This is a genomic window from Lysinibacillus sp. NPDC056185, from assembly GCF_047737915.1.
In the GTDB taxonomy this organism is placed as follows: domain Bacteria; phylum Bacillota; class Bacilli; order Bacillales_A; family Planococcaceae; genus Lysinibacillus.
Genome location: NZ_JBLLLQ010000016.1, coordinates 64,083 through 83,174 on the forward strand (window position 1 = coordinate 64,083; position 19,092 = coordinate 83,174).

11 protein-coding genes and 1 pseudogene are annotated in these 19,092 nt (G+C 36.9%); 9 read left to right on the forward strand and 3 right to left on the reverse strand.

What is annotated here, in order from left to right:
- Positions 1–256: 256 nt before the first annotated feature.
- The 4 genes from ACMZ42_RS15910 (at position 257) to ACMZ42_RS15925 (ending at position 5,763) form a co-directional block, all read left to right on the forward strand.
- Positions 257–823: a sigma-70 family RNA polymerase sigma factor gene (locus ACMZ42_RS15910; RefSeq protein WP_370079626.1), complete on the forward strand. Its 567-nt coding sequence runs from the start codon at positions 257–259 to the stop codon at positions 821–823.
- Positions 820–1,854 (forward strand): DUF4179 domain-containing protein, encoded by a 1,035-nt coding sequence (locus ACMZ42_RS15915; protein ID WP_370079628.1) that lies wholly within the window; start codon positions 820–822, stop codon positions 1,852–1,854. The genes ACMZ42_RS15910 and ACMZ42_RS15915 overlap by 4 nt, the downstream gene beginning before the upstream one ends.
- A 491-nt stretch (positions 1,855–2,345) precedes the next feature.
- On the forward strand, positions 2,346–3,686 hold the full coding sequence (locus ACMZ42_RS15920; RefSeq protein ID WP_370079695.1) for an acetamidase/formamidase family protein: 1,341 nt from the start codon (positions 2,346–2,348) through the stop codon (positions 3,684–3,686).
- Positions 3,687–4,317: 631 nt separating this feature from the next.
- Positions 4,318–5,763 (forward strand): hypothetical protein, encoded by a 1,446-nt coding sequence (locus tag ACMZ42_RS15925; RefSeq protein WP_415731985.1) that lies wholly within the window; start codon positions 4,318–4,320, stop codon positions 5,761–5,763.
- A 302-nt stretch (positions 5,764–6,065) separates the two neighbouring features.
- Here ACMZ42_RS15925 and ACMZ42_RS15930 read toward each other — a convergent pair whose 3' ends face one another.
- On the reverse strand, positions 6,066–7,250 hold the full coding sequence (locus ACMZ42_RS15930; protein ID WP_370079631.1) for a CaiB/BaiF CoA transferase family protein: 1,185 nt from the start codon (positions 7,248–7,250) through the stop codon (positions 6,066–6,068).
- 470 nt (positions 7,251–7,720) lie between these two features.
- Entirely contained in the window at positions 7,721–8,632 is a 912-nt protein-coding gene (locus ACMZ42_RS15935) for a CAP-associated domain-containing protein (RefSeq protein WP_415731986.1), read from the reverse strand.
- 685 nt (positions 8,633–9,317) lie between these two features.
- Here ACMZ42_RS15935 and ACMZ42_RS15940 point away from each other — a divergent pair.
- Entirely contained in the window at positions 9,318–10,904 is a 1,587-nt protein-coding gene (locus ACMZ42_RS15940) for a diguanylate cyclase (RefSeq protein ID WP_415731987.1), read from the forward strand.
- Positions 10,905–11,535: 631 nt separating this feature from the next.
- Complete coding sequence (locus tag ACMZ42_RS15945) at positions 11,536–15,945, forward strand: S-layer homology domain-containing protein (protein WP_415731988.1); 4,410 nt, start codon at positions 11,536–11,538, stop codon at positions 15,943–15,945.
- Positions 15,946–16,011: 66 nt separating this feature from the next.
- Here the strand turns inward: ACMZ42_RS15945 and ACMZ42_RS15950 are convergent.
- Positions 16,012–16,194 (reverse strand): annotated as a pseudogene (locus tag ACMZ42_RS15950) (SDR family oxidoreductase); the annotation flags it as partial.
- On the opposite strand from ACMZ42_RS15950, the gene ACMZ42_RS15955 reads away from it, so the two are divergent.
- The 3 genes from ACMZ42_RS15955 (at position 16,171) to ACMZ42_RS15965 (ending at position 19,019) form a co-directional block, all read left to right on the forward strand.
- Positions 16,171–16,392 carry a hypothetical protein gene (locus ACMZ42_RS15955; protein ID WP_415731989.1) on the forward strand — a complete coding sequence of 74 codons (222 nt, stop codon included), beginning with the start codon at positions 16,171–16,173 and terminating at the stop codon, positions 16,390–16,392. The pseudogene ACMZ42_RS15950 and the gene ACMZ42_RS15955 sit on opposite strands and share 24 nt — an antisense overlap.
- Before the next feature lie 412 nt (positions 16,393–16,804).
- Positions 16,805–17,968 (forward strand): MFS transporter, encoded by a 1,164-nt coding sequence (locus ACMZ42_RS15960; protein ID WP_415732007.1) that lies wholly within the window; start codon positions 16,805–16,807, stop codon positions 17,966–17,968.
- A gap of 70 nt (positions 17,969–18,038) precedes the next feature.
- Positions 18,039–19,019, forward strand: a complete 981-nt coding sequence (locus ACMZ42_RS15965) for a helix-turn-helix transcriptional regulator (RefSeq protein ID WP_415731990.1) — start codon at positions 18,039–18,041, stop codon at positions 19,017–19,019.
- Positions 19,020–19,092: the final 73 nt, after the last annotated feature.

Here is a 19,092-nt window from a genome sequence, read left to right on the forward strand (position 1 = left end):
ATCTAACTAATCAGAATAGAGTCGTGGGTGATAAATTTCCTTAAGAAGTGGCCATCTTAGCTTGGGATCTTCAAACAGATTGAAGTTCCTTATGTGACTCATTATAAATGAAACTTGCTTGAAAGAGGAGATTGAAACATTACTGAAGGTTTTTTAAGGAATCATTATTCTTCACAGAAATAGTTGAGAGTTTTAGTGACTGAGTTTCGATATAGTTAGTGAAGAAGCTTTTTCAAATAAACATAAAGGGGGCGAAATGGTGAGATGTACATCTAAAAACTTCATAAGCCGTTTACAAAACCAAAAAGAAGATGCGCTTGAGTATGTAATTGAACATTATTCTGGCTTCGTACATGCGATAGCATATAAAATTCTTTCCGGTATTAACAAAGATTCTATTGATGACTGTGTTAATGATGTATTACTAGCCATTTGGCAAAATGCAAAGCAATTTAAGGGCGAATCAGAGGATTTCAAAAAATGGATAGGGATGCTGACAAAATATAAAGCCATAGATTTATTCCGTAAGCTTGAAAAACAACAGCAAAGAGAAAAAGGAGACGAGGAGCTCTTGCAAAAGCCTGATATAAAAGATATACAGCAGGAGCTTTTGAAAAAGGAGCAACGAAATGATTTACTAATGGCTATTAGTCACTTGGAAAATATTGATCGAGATATTTTCATGATGAAGTATTATTTGCAATTAACGAATCCTGAGATAGCTGAAGCGCTGCATTTATCAAAAGCAGCCGTAGAAAACCGGCTTTATCGAGGGAAGAAGAAGCTAGCATCAACAATACAGTTGAAGGAGGCAATTATATGACTAAAAGTTATAAAGAGTGGCTGGATCTGGATGTGGATCAAATTGAACCAATCGAATTATCTGCACAGCGAAAAATGAACCTTAAACAAACGGTTTTAAAGAAGCAAGCAACAAGAAAGCGTATGCCAAAATGGGTGCGTCATATAGCAGCGGCAGCAATAATTGGCATCAGTATGGTAACTACCGTAAGTATTGCTTTTCCTACATTTGCTTCACAAATTCCGTTTATGAAAAACATTGCTAGCTATTTTGATAATAAAAATACTATGCTTGAGAATTTTGATAGTTATGCAACGGAAATTGGACAGGTTCATTCTAGTAATGGCTTATCTATGATGATAGAAAATGCTGTGTATGACGGTACATCACTGACAATTTCTTTTGCACTTGAAACAGATAAAGATTTAGGAGATTCTCCGTTTATAGAAGGAGATTTCATGGATATCAAAGGAGCTGTGGGTGGTGGAGGAAGTAGTCGACTTGAAAAGATAAGTGATAATAAATATGTAGGATTAGCAAATACAACACCTTATTTTGATAAAGAGGCACCAGATGAATTAGAAGTAACATGGAAACCAGAAGCTTTTCTAAACGTGAATAACGATACAAAAGTGGAAGGGGATTGGGCATTTAATTTTAAGGTCTCTAAGTTAGCAGGTGAGCTACAGCTAGTCAATGAAACTGTTTCAAACTATGATGTCACAGCTCGATTTACGGCCCTTGAAAAAAATGATATGTCTACTGTTATTAATTTTGATTATGAAGCAAACCCAGAAGTTATAAAAAAGTGGCCGGAAGTTACAGTTCAATTTGATGAACTACGAGATAATTTAGGCAATACGTATGTGGTAAATGGAAATGGTGCTTCAAGTCGCGACGGTGGTATTTCTTATAAATCAAGTGCTACTGTCCAGGCTATCAATCCAACTGCTACATCCATTACATTTGTTCCTGTTATTTATTTCTCCTTGGGCTCAGGAAAAGGCTCGGAATTAAAAGAGATGGATCCTGTGACAATCCCATTAAATTAACAGTACCCGTTGAAAACGTATGAAGATTGACCATGTGAAATTCGCACTAAGATATTAAATATCCACAAAATATAATAAAGATAGACGAAAGGGTTTTTGTGCCATCAAAAAGCACAAAGACCCTTTATTATTGTAAATTATCATTAAAATTTTAAATACATTTGTACGAGTCTGAGCTTTTTTATGTCAAATGGTTGAAAATGCTTAAAATAAACGGCATAATTTTCCATGTGATCAATAACCATTCTATTGGACTAAAATCATGCATTTAGTTATATAAAAAATACAATGAGAAAGACGGATTTCAATTTTTCCATACATACGATTAATGACATTTTCCTCGAAATGGCAGGAACTATCAAACTTGATGTCGAAATTAAGTTTTACAATCGACAAATCACTACAAAAATTTATATAAAGCATTAACAAAAATCCGTATACATAAAATAAAAAACAGGAGCGTGACGAAAGAAATGACAAGCGAATTGCAAATGCTAGAAAAAGAAGGAATACAAAGCGAAGATCTTGTACAGCAGGCGCAAGCCGTCGAAACATTATTCGTAAATGAGTTCATAGATGGTATTTTAGATCCACAACAGAAAATGCTTGGACCTGTCAAAGACGGTGGCACAATTATTGCTAATACGACGCCAGGCTGCTGGGGCCCGATGCTAACACCAACGATTCGTGGTGGGCATGAAGTAACAAAGCCTGTATTTGTAGAAGGGGCAGAGGTAGGAGACGCCATTGTTATTAAGATTAAATCAATCCAGGTAACATCAATAGCAACAGCATCTGGGCATGATGAGGCAATTTTGGATCGATTTATTGGGGACCCGTTCGTATCAGTAAAGTGTCCAGGCTGTGGTAAGCTTCATCCTAGTACAGTTGTCAAAGGGATAGGTCGGCAGGCCATTCGCTGTTCGACATGTGATACAGAAACATCACCTTTTAACATGACGAATGGTTATACTATGGCGTTAGATCATAAAGGTAATATTGGTGTGACTGTTGGGCGAGAAGGGGCTCGCCGTATTGCACTTGATGCTAAAAATTATATGCGTACACCTGAAAATTCTGTGCAAAATCCTGCGGTTGCATTAGCACCAAGTGATTTGATTGGTGTTATGGCAAGAATGCGACCTTTTTTAGGGCAGCTTGGAACGACACCTTCAAAGGCGATGCCAGACTCCCATAATGCTGGTGATTTTGGTTCGTTTTTAATCGGTGCGCCACATGAATATGCATTTACGCAGACTGAATTAGATACACATCGTACAGATGGCCATATGGATATAAGCCGTGTTCGTGAGGGGGCAACAATTATTTGTCCAGTAAAGGTTCCGGGCGGTGGTGTGTATATTGGTGATATGCACGCAATGCAGGGGGACGGAGAAATTGCAGGACATACAACGGATGTTGCTGGTATTGTTCAACTTCAGGTAAGTGTGTTAAAAAAAGTAGCTTTGGATGGCCCTGTTTTATTGCCAAATACAGAGGATTTACCTTATACGGCTAAACCTTTTACAAAGGAAGAAAAACGTCGTGCACGTGAGCTTGCTGAGGAATTCGGCGTGAAACAAGTGGAGGAAGTATTCCCTGTATCAATTGTTGGCTCCGGAACATCATTAAATGAAGCAACAACTAATGCTATAAGTCGTGCTGCAAGGCTTTTTGAGATGAGCGAGCCAGAGGTTATGAATCGAGCGACGATTACAGGCTCGATTGAAATCGGCCGTCATCCAGGAGTTGTAACAGCAACCTTCCAAGTACCTAAAACAGCACTGAAAAAAGCACGAATTTATAAGCCAGTGAAAAAACAATATGATTAAATGCATACCAAAAAGCCCGAAAAGAAAGCAAACTAGAAAATTTCTTAGTTTGCTTTTTTGTGTTATAGGTGAAAAAACTATTTTTGCATCTGCCGCTGCGCTTTCGATGCAGAAAAAAATCCGTCAATTTTGACGGGTTTTTTTTGTAACTATTTTGTTGGTTGCTCGTCTACTGTTGTGAGAATGCTTTTTCTCGATTGTATTGGTGAATGATGTATAGCTTTTTTAGTTGTACGTACTATGGCGCTAGCTTTGGGTTGGCGTAGGCAATGAGCTATTTGTGACAATACGAATGGGCTACCAACTTATGAATGATTGTCCAAAGGGCTCATTTGCTGCTCTCCTTTTAAACAGCAAATTTAATCTTTCCCATCTTGAGGTATTTGACCTTTAGATGGCTTTTTTTATGCGTTGTAGTTAAAGTTTTCGATTTTACGCGAATATTTTTGTTGTCATTTCTTTTATCCATATCACGATTTCTTTAGCATATGTTGGATAAGATTTGTTATATTGAAGAAAGAGTGATTAAACTTTTAGGCAAGTATTTTACATGATAGGGGAAGATCTTTGTTGGTTGAATTTGATGGGGGGCTCCAGTAGCATGCTGTTGGATTGTGATGAGCGGTTATTCATGACATATAAACAAAGTGGTGAAAAGGGTGCTGAAAAGTTACTTTCGAAATGGTTAGAAGCAGAGATTGATTCACCAGTAGACCCGAAAATTCTAGGTACTGCACTTTCACCGAGTTTATTTTTAGTGAATGAGGAAACAGCGATGAATATTGCGTTTTCAACTGCACGAAAATATTGGGGTCGTGTAACGACAGATATGCAAACTTTTTTTAATAACCATGGTTTGGATACTAAATTTGTTAATGAACGTCTCAATGCCTTTTTTTATACGCAAAAAGGCAAGGAGACCTTTTTTGAGCAGCTTTTTGCACAGCATACAATGGACTTAGAGCGATTAATCTGGCTAATTTTCGGGAAACGAATGCAAATTACAATGCCAGTTAACGAACTACAAACTATATTTTTATATAAATTTGAAAATGAATATTTTGTGCATATGATTTATAAAGAAGAAGCCCAATTTTGGCATTGGCTTTTCATAAAAAAAGTTTATTCACTATTTATCCACAAACCATTAGAACAATTCACATTTATCCATGAAATGATGGGGCATATTGAGCAATCCACAAGAAAAACCTGTGTACATGTGGATAACTTTGTGAATAATTACAGAGAAACTCTTGATAAGTGTATAACTTATGTGGATAACAGTAATTCTACTTGCTTGGCTAAAAAACAGTTACATCTTTACCAAATTGTAACGTACTATCGTTTATCGCAAGGGGATTATCGTTGTGTTAAAGCGCTAATTACTTCCTTTGAAGCGGATTGGCGTTATTCAATGTATGCACTGACAGAGAAAGAAAAAGTTCTCATTGCCTATCTTCTGTTTCATATAGCACATCAGGAGCAGAATCCTGAAACTGTTATTCACTACGGAGAGTATTTATTAGAAGATGAACGACTTAATAATTACGCGATAGAGATTTTGTTGGAGTATAAGGACTTATTGCCGAATCGTAAGCCAACACCTCCGGCCATTATTAAAAATTATGAACTTAATTTTTTAGAAAACTTGTATGCAGTATTGCTTGATCATTATGTAAAAATGGGGCGTTATCAAGAAGGGCTCCTGCTTTTAAAGGAACATGTACTAGCATCCAATAAAAAAATACATGCCTCTTTAGTACAGGGGAACTATAGTAATGAGCAATTTATTGCGATTGAGGCATCAGTTCAGCAGGATATTGCTCTCCATGTGAATAACTCATTACAGCATATTGGCTTGTCTGTGGAAGAATGGCGCCGACATTATCGTCAGCTAGAAACGCCTTGCTATTTGGTAGCACAGAGCGCATCCTTGCATATGCTCAATATTTTAAAAGTTTTATTTGTGACGGAACAGTATGAGCTGTTTGAAAAATTAATGGAAATTTATAAAAAATATTTACTTATTGATGACCATTTTGAAAAGCTACGAGTCTTTATAAGTGCATATGTTTAACTTACTCCAGCGGGTGTACAAACATCCGTACCTGTCGCTACGCTTTCGGCACAAAAAACATCCGCTAAAATAGAGGAACTCAGTCTAAGAACGCCACGTCCTGTGGCAATTTATCTGTGCGAAAGCAGTAGCAACATGGTTGTATCTGTGCGAAAGCGAAGCGACAGCAACAACAACAACAGCACACGACGGAGTGACCAACATCTTGCCGAGGCATAATTGATTAGAAATAAAAAAAGTGTCTAATGTGTTTTTTTATAACATTAGACACCTTTTTTATTTCGTGTAGTTGGCCTACGATATTATTCTAAAACCCCTTTGTCCTTTAAGTCAGCAATTTGCTCGACACTATAGCCGAGTGAAGACAACACTTCTTCATTATGTTCTCCAAGCTTGGCACCGACATGCTTGTACTGAGGCTTAACACCGTCAAACTTAAAAGCAGATGCAATTTGTTTTTGCGTAGTACCGTCGCTTTTGGGAATATCAACAATCATATCACGAGCCCTAAGCTGAGGATGCTCGCATGCTTCTGGGAAAGTTAATACTGGTTCGACACATCCCTCGAAATCCTCGTTAAATACTTCAAGCCATTCTTCGTAAGTCTTCGATAAAAATGCATCATGGACAGCTTCTTTAAAACGAATTTGTGTGTAGTATGAATCATTAAAAGTATTATCAATGAGCTCAGGAATATCAAGCGCTTCACAGAGTAATCTGCGGAATTGAGGCTCAAGACTTCCTACCGAGAAAAATCGGCCGTCCTTTGTTTTGTAAAAGTCATAGTAGCTACCACCATTTAAAATTTCTTGCTCAGGCTGAGGTACACGACCACCGCCAATATAGGCAGATCCATACATAGCATTGAGTGAAAATACAGCATCGGTCATGCTTATATCAATATATTGTCCTTCACCTGTTTTTTCACGATGTAAAGCAGCAGCGAGTACTCCGATTGCTGAATGCATCGTGCCCCCAGCCATATCAGCAAGCTGAATACCCATTGAGACAGGTTTTTTATCTTTATGACGTGAATAATCAAGTATGCCTGCTAATGATAAATAGTTATTGTCATGTCCCGGCCGATTGCTATATGGTCCAGTTTGTCCATAGCCTGTAATAGCACAATAAATAACCTTAGGATTTACTTCTTTTAGAGCTTCATAGCCGATGCCAAGTCGTTGCATGACACCAGGCCGAAATCCTTCGATAATTATGTCGTACTCTTTCACGAGTGACTTAACAATTTCTATAGCTTCAGGCGATTTTAAATTTAATGTTAATGACTTTTTAGAACGATTCAAATGTTGATGAATATACGCCTCATGATCATCGTCGTAAGGAGGCATAATACGTGTTAAATCTACGCGCTTTGATGATTCAACGTGAATAACTTCGGCACCAAGATCAGCAAATATCATTGTCGCCATTGGTCCCGGTAGTAATGCAGAAAAATCGAGAATTTTTAACCCCTTTAAAATACCCAAATCTCCCAACCCCTTTTTGTGTAGGCTACATTGTATTCAAGAATGCATTGTAGCGCTTTTCTCATAATCCCCATTTTGTGAAAAGCATGTATCACCACTGTATTAATACAGGGTGGTGATAAATTATCAGTATTATAACAGAAGAATTGATGGCTTGACTATGTTAAATTTTATTATAAAATATTTAGTTGAAAAATTATATGTCAGAATAACAATAAAAGTAAAAAAATTCAGAATGTATGGATATCTCCATAATAAGGGGGCGTTTTCGTTCCGATTGGTCCAAACCAATCAATTAATAAAATATACGTTTTAATAAATTTCACTCTCATTTTTTGGAATTGGAGAGAATGGAAATTCTTTATCAAATTTCAGACTGTGATAAAGTTAAAAAAATCTCTATGCAATAGATTTCTGCATAGAGATTTTTGTGTATATTGGTTATCGTCAATCAACTTCAATCATTCAAATTACTTCGAATAAAAGTTAACTGTATAATAGGGTGCACCGTTATCCTTAAAGCAGACACCGACAAAAATATGTGTAAATTCTTTTCTTAAAATATTTATACGATGTCCTTTTGAATTCATCAATGCTTCGTGGGCAAATATACTATTGGTTTGACCTTGTGCTATATTTTCGCCATACCAATAGTGATTAACTCTACCAGCAGTGAGGCGGTCATTGGAATGATTACCCTTATGATCTTCATGACTAAAAAATTGGTGTGTAATCATATTGCTACTATGCTGCCGAGCAATAGGGTTACATCTTTTATCATAAATGAGTGGTTGCAATCCTTCTGTAATCCGCTCATGGTTAATAAGATCAACCATTAAATCTTCAAGTCCTGTTCGTAGTTCATTGGAAGGCTTACCATAATAACCACGTTTACTTAATTCAGTTTTGGCATTAATCCAAATAATAGAACGAACAATATTGTTTTTGTGTAAATCATAGAAAAAAGTAACATAGTGATCAGCTATCAAATAGGTCCCGTGTGTAGTATTACCGTCGCAATCATTGTAATCGAGCAAATAGCCTGTATTTTGATAGTGAATAGCTCTAAGTGGAACACCGTATTTTCTATTCACATCTATTCGAGTAGCACCGATAGGAATACCAAATACGCTATGCCCAGTGCGTGTTTCATAACCTCCGACCTCGTTGGAATTATGCCTTCCTACGAGGGAAAATTGGGAGTAGTCCATCTCTACTCGGTGCCATTTCATTTTATATTCACTTTGAAAGCTGGATAGTGACAAAGTTTTTTGTGTATTTGTTATTTTTGTACGAGCTGACTTATTTGAATGGAGAGCAGTATTCGTCCATAGAGCCATACTAAAACCAACCATTATTGGAGCTACTTTACGTAACAACATATTTAAACCCTCTTCTAATAATAAATTTATAATAAAAATCTATCAAAATAATAAAAGTTCTATAGATATAAAATACTATATTTTTGTCTCGTTAACGATGCTAAAATCCTGGAACTTTCCCTACTATATGGCTTGCCATCTAAACGTGGGTTGATTTCCGTTCCGGTTGGGCGCTTTGCCGCTGACGCTTCGCTTTCGCGCAGATAAAACATTTGTTGTTGCTGTCGCTACGCTTTCGCACAGATAAAAAAATTGTTGCTGAGGGCGTCCGATGAGCCGCTTGGGCCAACAGATGTTTTTTGCGCGAAAGCGTAGTGCTAACGTAGCGGCAGCAAAAGGGTTTCGTTCTGTGCGAAAGCGTAGTGCAACGAAGCGACAGCAACAGCACCGATGTTGGTCACGAAGGCGTTATCACAGAACGTGATGGTTTTAGCCTTCGTTCCTCAATTTGCTGATCCCCAAGGAGTCGCCCAGCCGACACTCCAATCAACTTATATACAAGGTAAATTTTTCTCTCGAATTTTTATGCTGAGTCTACTATATTGCTTTTGTTATAAGAGGGCCATGAAAGTACTATTTTTACAAATACTTTTCTCTCATTAAAAGAAATTTTCTTAATAAGGAATTTTTTTGTGTTTTAATAGAATAATAGAGGAAATTATAAACTAGGGGTAAAAGATAGAAAATGAAGCCAAATCAAATAAAGTTAAAGTATTTAATCATGGGTGTTGCCATGGCTGCTTTTTTCTTAACAGGAATCGGTAGTATTTGGAATGGTTACCGTATGAATGTTGACTCGATTAAAGAAAATACGCTTGAAACGAATCGAGTATATGCACAAAAATTAGCAACAACCGCAAGTTCCTATCTTGAAGAAGCTTTTCAGACTTTAGGATATAGTGCCAGTACGATAAAGACGAAAATGTATGATGAAAATGCATTGATTCAGGAAACTGAGCGTTTGAAAAAGCAAAATAACATGTTTAACTCTGTACTTATTACAAATGCAGAAGGTCATGTATTATCTATTTCACCACCATCTGAGGAGGTTCAAGGTAAAGTATTAACTTCAGTTGGAGCGAAAGAGGCTTTATCTAAAAGGGAACCTCTTGTCTCAAAGCCTTATAAGGGAATTACAGGGCGTCTCCTTATTTTTATATCGTATCCTATATTTTCAGGGACAAATGAATATTTAGGAATGGTAGCTGGGACAATTTATTTAAAGGAACGAAATGTTTTTAATGAATTACTCGGAGAGCATTATTATCATGATGGTTCATATGTGTACGTAGTTGATTCAGATGGGCGCGTTATCTATCATCAGGACCCAAGTCGGATCAATGATAGCGTTATTGATAATGAAGTTGTTCAAGCAGTGGTTTCTGGAAAAAGCGGGGCTCAGCAAGTAAAGAATACTAAAGGAGTTGAAATGCTTGCGGGTTATAGCGCTGTACCTTTAGCAAGCTGGGGAGTAGTTGCTCAAAGACCGTTAAAGGTAGCATTGGCTCCTTCATTTGATAGAGTACAGGATGTAGCTATAAAATCCATTCCGCTTATGCTAATTTCGGTTTTTATTGTCCTTTGGATGGCAGCACGTATAGCTAATCCCTTACAGCAATTAGCTACTTTAACAGAGGAGAGCATGGAATCGAAAAATGTAGAAGGCTTGAAATCTGTACGTAGTTGGTATTTTGAAGCGCACTATCTAAAAAGTGCACTCATTCGGAGTTTAACATTTTTACAGGGCCAGGTGTCCTATTTTAAAGATCAATCTACAACAGATCCGTTAACGGGTGTAACTAATCGTCGCACAATGGATGCGATGCTAGCTGAGTGGCTTGAGAACGATTTGCCACATGCCCTAATTTTACTTGATTTAGACCATTTTAAAAGTGTCAATGATACGTATGGGCATGCAGTAGGTGATAAGGTATTACAATTTTTAGCTCAAAATATGAAAGCAGTCGCTCGTGAGGGAGATGTTTGCTGTCGATACGGTGGTGAGGAATTTGTGATGTTATTGCCAACCACTACTGCTGAGGAAGCGGCACAGGTGGCTGAACAACTCCGCGATATGTTGGCACATACTACAAGTCCTTGTGGTCGCCCAGTTACATTATCAGCAGGAGTTGCAGTGTATCCACAAATGGCTGACACGACAGAAAAGTTAATTGAAGCAGCGGATGATGCGCTGTATCTTGCAAAACAAGCTGGACGGAATCGAGTCATGGTAGCAGAGCAAGAAAATAAATTAAAAAATATTTTAAAATAAGCATACATTTCTAATTTTTGGGGTACATGATTAATGGAACGATCATTTGGGCAAGCTACGTTTAAGTCATTCCCCATATGACTTGTATTTCCTGTTCAAATGATACGTAAACTCGGGACACATCTCTCGATCGACTTGACAAGATGTAAGGTTATCCCCCTTTCCCTTATGACATCGCAAGTACGACTAGATGTACGCCTATATATCGTTAAGGCCAAGTAAGCACCGATGCTCCTTGGCTTTTTTATATGGGGATAAAAACTGAAATTGTTCCGATAAAAGCCAAAATTGTTCCGATAAAATGATATTTTGTTCCGATAAATCTTCAAAGTATACATATAAAAATGAATTCATCACAATAACGTTCCGACCGAGTCGCTTCGTTGTTGCTGTCGCTTCGCTTTCGCACAGAAAACATCCGCTGCGCTCCAGGGTCTAATATCCCCAATGAGTCGCCTAGTCTTCACTCCTAACTTTGATAACAAACTTTTTATTACCGATTTTTGTTAACGATTTTCTTCCAGAATTTTAGAATTATCTATGAAGGTTCACTATATACCTGTCGATATAAAGGGTATGATGAAAATGATATTTTGAACGTATCAAATACATAGATGAAAGGAAGAGTGGAATGGATAAAACAAAAGTCCAAAAAGTGAATAAAGCACTTATAGCAACTGTGTTTGCTACTAGTGGGATTGCTGTTGTAGTGCCACCACCACAAAAAGCAGCTGCTGCGGCTAATTCACCATTCACGGATATTGACCAATATTCAAGCCATTACGACAATATTTTAAAATTATACTCACAAGGTGCGATTAGTGGGTATGCAGATAAAACCTTTCGGCCAGATCAAAATGTAACACGTGGTCAAGCAGCAAAAATGCTGGCAACTGTTTTAAACTTAGATTTAAAAAATGTACAAGATCCATACTTTAAAGATGTCCCAAAAAGCAGTGAATACTACAAGTATATAGCCGCATTACAAAATGCAGGAATCATGGGTGGGTATTCAAATGGTACATTTATGCCTAATGAAGTAATTACGCGTGGGCAATTAGCGAAAATTTTAGTGCTTGGCTTTAAGTTTGAAGTAGCATCTAATTACAACCATAGTTTCACAGATGTAACTAGCCAAACAAGCAACGCTATTTATATTCAAACTTTAGTAGATTTAAAGATTACAGAAGGGACAACACCTGTCACTTTCTCACCATATAATGCGGTAACACGTGGACAAATTGCATCCTTTATTGTGCGTTCACAAGAGAAAAAGGGCAATGCCACATCTTTCAAAATTACAGGTGTTGAAGACGATTATGTCTACATAAATGGTGAGCCTTACTCAGTACCGAAAAGTCTCTCGCATATTTTTAGCGAAGATAATGCCGCGGTATTAAAAGGTGCACTTATTGAAGGGGATCTTTCAGGCAAAACCATTCGCTCTGTTTCGAAGCTAACGTTGAACGCTAGCGGGACAAGCTCAAGATTTCTAGAGTTTGATGGTAATCATGGGTCCTTTGGTGCGACAATCGTTGTCAATGGGAACTATATTGAATTTTCAAATGTTACATTAACTGGCACAATGCTTGTTAATGAAACAGTACGTCCACCTTTACAATTAGGCGTTTCCTACTATAAGCCATTATCGCTTGGCCCTATAGCAAGCACAAATACGGCATTTATCAATTGGTCTAATCCAGATAATCCAACTGATGAAGGCTCGTCATCATCCAATAACGGTCCGACAACAGATCTTCAAAATTGGACAGATCAGAATTCCGACAAGAATCCTGATAAAAACAAACCATTTGTGAACTGGTCTAAAGATAAAGTGACGATGAAAAATGTTGAAAAACATATTGAATTTTATAACAGCACTGTATCACGCCTAGTTGTCTCTCAAAGTGGTACAAAAATCGAAACAAATATGAAGCTACCACGTGTAGACATCATCGGGAATGTCCGTGAATTTGAGATTCAAGGTAATATCGGCACACTGAATCTTGATACAGAAACAAAGCTGACAATTTACGGCGATGGCAATATCGACTGGATTAACTACAATAGCTATACAGATTTAGAGCTATATCTAGATGGTCGTGTAGGTGTTCTGTATGTTGATAATGTATACGGTTGGGTTGATATTGGAGATTACACGTATGTTGACAAAGTGATTATACCGAAGGGCGAGGGACCGAATAATATCTTCGACGACTTCTTAGAGGATAAAGATAATATTGGCAATATTGTAGATGAAGACGGTAAACCAGTCGATAAAGACGATATCGATAATCAAAAACCAGCTGATAAAACAAAACCTTTAATCGACATTACGAATGTAACAGTTCTAAATGGTAGTGATGTTCAGGTAGACTTCACTTCAGATAAAGTTGGAACTTACTACTATATTGTTCGTGAAAAAGGCGCTGAAGCACCAACGAAAAAAGAAATGGTGAATCGTATTTCTACTGACAATGCGGCAAATGGAACAGGCGCAGCGGTGAATGGCAAAAACACTATTAAAATCACTAATTTAGGTGAGAAAAAAGAGTATGTCGTTTATGTGATGGTTGTTGACGGGGCGAAAAATGTTTCGGATATTAAATCACAATCATTCCAAATGAAAGATGGAACACCGCCAGTTGTTAAATCTTTAACAGTTACACCTTTACATGGTGGTAAACGTGCAGAGTTTACATTTACAGCGAGTGAACCAGGAGACTATTACTACTATGTACGTAAAAAGACAACTGCAGCTGATCCAACAACAGCAGATATTGTTGCTAAACCAACAGGTAAGGGCAAGGCAGTCGCAGGGAAACTTGGAATTACTGAAATTCTAACAGGCTTAGAAGCTGAAACAGAGTATCAACTTTATGTAGTGATGAAGGATGATTCAGGCAACTATTCAAAAGATCCTGCTGCAGTGAAGGAATTTAAAACGGGGGAACTTGATAATATCAATCCATACGTTGAAAAGACAAAGCTTGAACCTGCCGCTGGAAAGGAAAATCAATTCTACATTTATTTAAATGAAGCATTAGACCCTGAAAGCGCACGAAATGTAAATAACTACGATTTATCAGGAACAGTTATCGTCAATATGACAGGACAGAAAAAAATTAAACCTTCTGCTGTAGAATATAAAGAAGGCGATAAAAAAGTATTATTAACCATTCCATCAGAAACAGGTTTTGTTTATGGAGATACATTACGTGTAACAGTATTACCTGGTGTTAAGGATTTAGCAGACAATGAATTTGAAAATGCCAATACTGTTGAACCTGGTAAAACTGTTCGGAACTTTGCAGAATATGTGCATGAAAATTATGTTCCACCAAAGATTCTAGAATTAAACGTTATTGGGAAGCCAGATCAAGATGAAAAATATAAACGAGCTGAGGTAGAATTTAAGCCAAATAAAGCAGGGACGTATTATTACATGGTGTTACCTGATACAGTCGAAGACAATGGAGAAACAAAAACATTTGAGCAATATTTAAAAGATAAAGGTATCACGGAGAGAGATTTCTATAATGAATTTGCGAATGAATCATCATTAAAATCAGGGTACTTCCAAATAGGTGGAAAAGATATATATATTGAAATTGGTTCTGGTCCGGCCGACTTAGAAGCTGATACAAAGAAATTCCCGATTGTTATTGATAAAGATAAACTAAATCCATTTATAAGCTATTCGGTTCATATGATATTAAAAGACCGTGGCGGCGAACTTTCTAAAATAACTTCTAAAGAAATATTTGGGGACTCAAGAGCACCATTAGTTACCGAGATAGCAGTGAAGTCTGGTACTACTAAAGGTTATGATGATACGAAAGCCACTGTAAGTTTCAGTACAGATGAGACAACAAAGCTTCATTACTGGTTCGTACCAAAGAAAAACGCTGATGGAACAGATAATCCAGATGCAAAGTTAACTATTAACACGGCAGCAGAAAGAAAAACATTAGAAGACAAACTGAAATCAAGTCCTTCAGTCACAAAAAGTGGAAAAGGTGCGTCTGGAACTTTAGATATGCCAGGAGTTACTTTAACACCACATACCGAATATGTTGTTTATTTAGGTGCACAGGATACGTATGGTAACTTTACTGTGTATAAAGCCAATGAAGACGGAGACAATCACGATGAAACAAATGCTGGTTGGATGAAACAAGACTTCTATTCCGATGGCACACCACCACGTTTCGAAATGACAGTTGATAAAGAAAAGAAACGTAATATTGTATATCGTAATCCAGATGATACGTTTACGATTACATTCAGTGAAGCCATCATGCGTGATGAAAATGGCGATTCTTCAATTAAAGATCTAAGTTTATTAACAATTACAGACGAAGATAACAAAGATATTACCTCACAATATCAATTTGTTAAGTATACACAGGGTACAGCAACAACAGAGGAAAGTCAGTTAATTATTAAACCAACTGCCTCAGGTACGGCGGATAAAACATTTACCGTTAAGATGAAAGATGAAGCACGTGATTTCATTTTCAATGATAAAGGTAATAAGTTTGATATAGCTGACTTCGGTAAGTATGTATATCAAGGTAAAGATGCATATAACACGATGAGTTATGCTAACTTAACAGGAAATATTGGCGGCGTACCAGCAGAATATAATTCAACAACAATGGATGTTTCTGTAAACATTCTAACACTGCTTGAATTAAACCAAGAATACTTCTATGCGGTTACTGCTGCGAATAAAACAACATTAGACCCACAATTAATATTAGATAGTGTTAAAAATAATAAACCAGCCGATAATGGAATATTATCATTTGGTAAAGGATCAGTAAAAAAAGCAGCAGATGGTAGTGCAATTTTACCTCTTGTAGCTAATCCATCAACTGATCCAGGGATTAAGAATGTGTTTAAAACGGGTCAAAGAGTATTCTTATTCACAAAAGATCAATATGGAAATATTGTTTGGGCTTATCAAAAAGAGACAAATGGTACAGGCCATACCCCACAACAATATGTGGAAATTCAGTATTCACCTAAACCATAAAAAAGAAGCAAAGCTAGAGAATTCTTATGTTGAATTCCCTAGCTTTTTTTCATCAAATATTAACAACTACAACGCAGTATACCCACCATCCACAGTAAACACGCCTCCTGTAACAAAAGAAGAAGCCTCTGAAGCTAGGTATAACGCTATTCCACCTAATTCATCTGGTGTCCCAGGTCTGCCCATAGGGGTTAGGTTCATCCAAGTATCAATCATATCTCCACCTTGTTCAAAATAGGGCTTTGTCAGCCAGAAGCGGAATTTAAAAAAATAATGCTTAAAAATTCTAAGGTCAATCTCTTACTAGTAAATCACACTAAATTTGATAAAGCAGCATTTTTAAAGCTATTTGATTTTAGTGATATCGATGTTCTTGTAACAGATAAAAAACCATCCGCTGAATGGATAGAGAGACTGAAAGCAAATAATGTACAGCTAATTTATTGAATCACTAATATTGATTAAATAAAACGAATTCTATCATCAATCCAGATGTGAGAAGTAAGACTTCATAGTAAGCCATCATCAAAAGTTAATGTTCTTTAATTTTGGAGTGCCTGCTCAGCTTGCCATTTTTTCAATAAAGAGCTGGCCGAATAATTTATAGAATTACTAATAAAACATACAGTACCCAAAAGAGACGTCTCAAAATCAATTGAGATGTCTCTTTTTATGTTTAGAAGAAAATAAAATCCGTTATACCGCATTATTATCCGTCTATTGGTAGAGAAGTAGGACTAAAAAAATTAAGATAACTATATTTCTAAGTGAGAAAAATTATCAAAAAGGAGATCTTAGATAAACATATTAAATAGTTTCTTTAATTTAAGAGTCATAGGCATTCATTAATGAAAGGGGAATAAAAATGAAAAATTTTTGGGCATTTGTTATGACTGGAATGCTATTAATCGTTACAACTACGGGATTTGCCCGTATGGCTTACGGAATTGTATTACCTTTTATGCAGGAAGGGCTGTTATTAACTACATCACAGTCAGGTTTATTAGGTACGATGCTCTTTTTAGGTTATTTACTTACGGTAGGTCTGTCTGGAATGCTGACGATGCGTATTGGGGCGAAAAACGTGCTGTTGGTAGGTGGAGGCTTAGTTATTGCGGGTTTAGGAGGTCTTATTTTTAGCCCGAACTTTTGGTGGGCTGCTATAGCTTTATTTTTAGCTGGTGCTGGTAGTGCTCTCGTCTATACACCACTACTATCAATAGCAGTTATCTCATTCCCAAAGAAGAGAGGGACAGTGATGGGGTTACTAATGAGTGGTGCGGGAGTAGGGATGTTATTGTCTGGATTAATCGTGCCCTTTATGCTTCAGCATTTTCCTGAGCTTGGCTGGCGAGGAGTGTGGTTAGTATTTGAAATAATCACAATCATAGTCGTATTAGTGGCATTTTTTGTGATAAAGGCACCACACTCGGCAGAAAAGAGTTCTGTACAAGAAAAAACTAAAGTCTGGAGAAGTAAAGAGCTATACCTCATAGCTGGAATTTATTTTGCCGTTGGACTTGTTTATCTTATTCCGAATTTATATCAAACAAGCTATATGAGAGACATCGGGCTTTCTAATGCAGTGGCAGGCTCAATTTATGCTGTTGCAGGGATCGTTTCTATTGGTGGTGCGCCATTATGGGGAATGCTAGCGGATAAGATAGGCGTAAAAAAAGCATTAATGGCAGCGTTGCTTTTATCAATTGTTGGAGATGTTTTTCCAATGCTATTTCCTAATGTAGTTGGATTTATCGTGTCTGCTATTATATGGGGCTCGTCGCTTGGAGGTGTCCTTGTGCTCATTCAAATGAAGGCAAGCCAGGAGGTATCGGCAAAATATGTGGCATCAGCGATTGGCTTTATTTCTATCTTTTATGCTATCGGTCAAATGATTGGGCCTGGACTTGCAGGATGGCTTATAGAATATGCTGGGGGATATGTTACTGCTTATGGTTTTGGAGCTACTATCTTCTTTTTGTGTTTACTGCTATCAATGGCACTTACAACTAAAGAAGAATAGCTAAATCGCAGTTCATTTGCTATACTTTGGTTATAATTGATAATCATTCTCAATAAACTGAAGGGTGGTGATGAACACGTTGAATACTAATTTCCATGATAATTTTAATGAATTTTTTCATGCATTGGAAATATCAAAGGTACATGAATGCCCGTTTGTATTCCAACCAAATATGCAGGAAGGAGCTATACATCGTTTTATTCCCCGTCGAGATTTAGAAGTGGTTATATCTGATTACTCATTTTATCGAGAGCACCAAATGCAAATAGTTACAAAACAGCCTATGGTTGAGCTTAGTCTTTGCTTACAAGGTAATAGAGGTGTTTACATCTCAGGCTCAGAATATGAAATTTCTTCAGGAACATGCTCGCTTCAATTTATAGAGCAGGTGGGGGCAAATTTTATGTTTCATAAAAACCAATCCTATCAAATGGTTGGAATTGGTATTCCGGTTTCAACTTTTAATCATTTTATGAGTGAAACTAGTAAAACTAGTGAGGAATCCCAAAATTTCTCTAAAATTCTTGGTGGGAAACGATATAGACTCTTTCAAGAGAGAATTAACGCATCTTCCTTAATTATTGTTCAGCAAATGTTAGATGCTATAGCAGGTAAGAACATGACCAATTTAGAGCTAGAATGTCGAGCATTACAGCTATTATCAATGACATTTCGTTCTCAACTAGTTGATAATTCTCTTAGCCCTGTTATGTTTTCAAAAAGTGATAGAACCAAAATACAGCAAGCTCAATCAATTATTACAGAGCGTATGTCTAATCCTCCTACACTTATTGAACTATCACGTTTAGTTGGTTTAAACGATTACAAATTAAAAAAGGGATTTAAAGAGATGTTCGGAAAAACAGTGTTTGGATATTTACGAGAAAAAAGGTTAGAGAAGGCATTTCTTTTATTACAAGAGGGAACTATGAATGTAACAGACATTGCGAATGCAGTGGGATATTCTAATCCTAGCTATTTTGCGGAGATTTTTAAAGAGAGATTTGGAATTAATCCTAGAGAAATATTAAGAAACCTTAGTCGAATGTAGCGTCCTAGATTATAAAAACACCTTAAATTGAGTAAATCAATTTAAGGTGTTTATTATGGGAATAGCCTTTCCA

Bases quoted from the DNA above. Each gene is read 5' to 3' on its own strand.
- ACMZ42_RS15935 (WP_415731986.1), bottom strand. From the start codon at position 8,632: ATGTTGTTACGTAAAGTAGCTCCAATAATGGTTGGTTTTAGTATGGCT.
- ACMZ42_RS15945 (WP_415731988.1), top strand. From the start codon at position 11,536: ATGGATAAAACAAAAGTCCAAAAAGTGAATAAAGCACTTATAGCAACT.
- ACMZ42_RS15915 (WP_370079628.1), top strand. From the start codon at position 820: ATGACTAAAAGTTATAAAGAGTGGCTGGATCTGGATGTGGATCAAATT.
- ACMZ42_RS15925 (WP_415731985.1), top strand. From the start codon at position 4,318: ATGACATATAAACAAAGTGGTGAAAAGGGTGCTGAAAAGTTACTTTCG.
- ACMZ42_RS15940 (WP_415731987.1), top strand. From the start codon at position 9,318: ATGAAGCCAAATCAAATAAAGTTAAAGTATTTAATCATGGGTGTTGCC.
- ACMZ42_RS15965 (WP_415731990.1), top strand. From the start codon at position 18,039: ATGAACACGTTGAATACTAATTTCCATGATAATTTTAATGAATTTTTT.
- ACMZ42_RS15910 (WP_370079626.1), top strand. From the start codon at position 257: ATGGTGAGATGTACATCTAAAAACTTCATAAGCCGTTTACAAAACCAA.
- ACMZ42_RS15920 (WP_370079695.1), top strand. From the start codon at position 2,346: ATGCTAGAAAAAGAAGGAATACAAAGCGAAGATCTTGTACAGCAGGCG.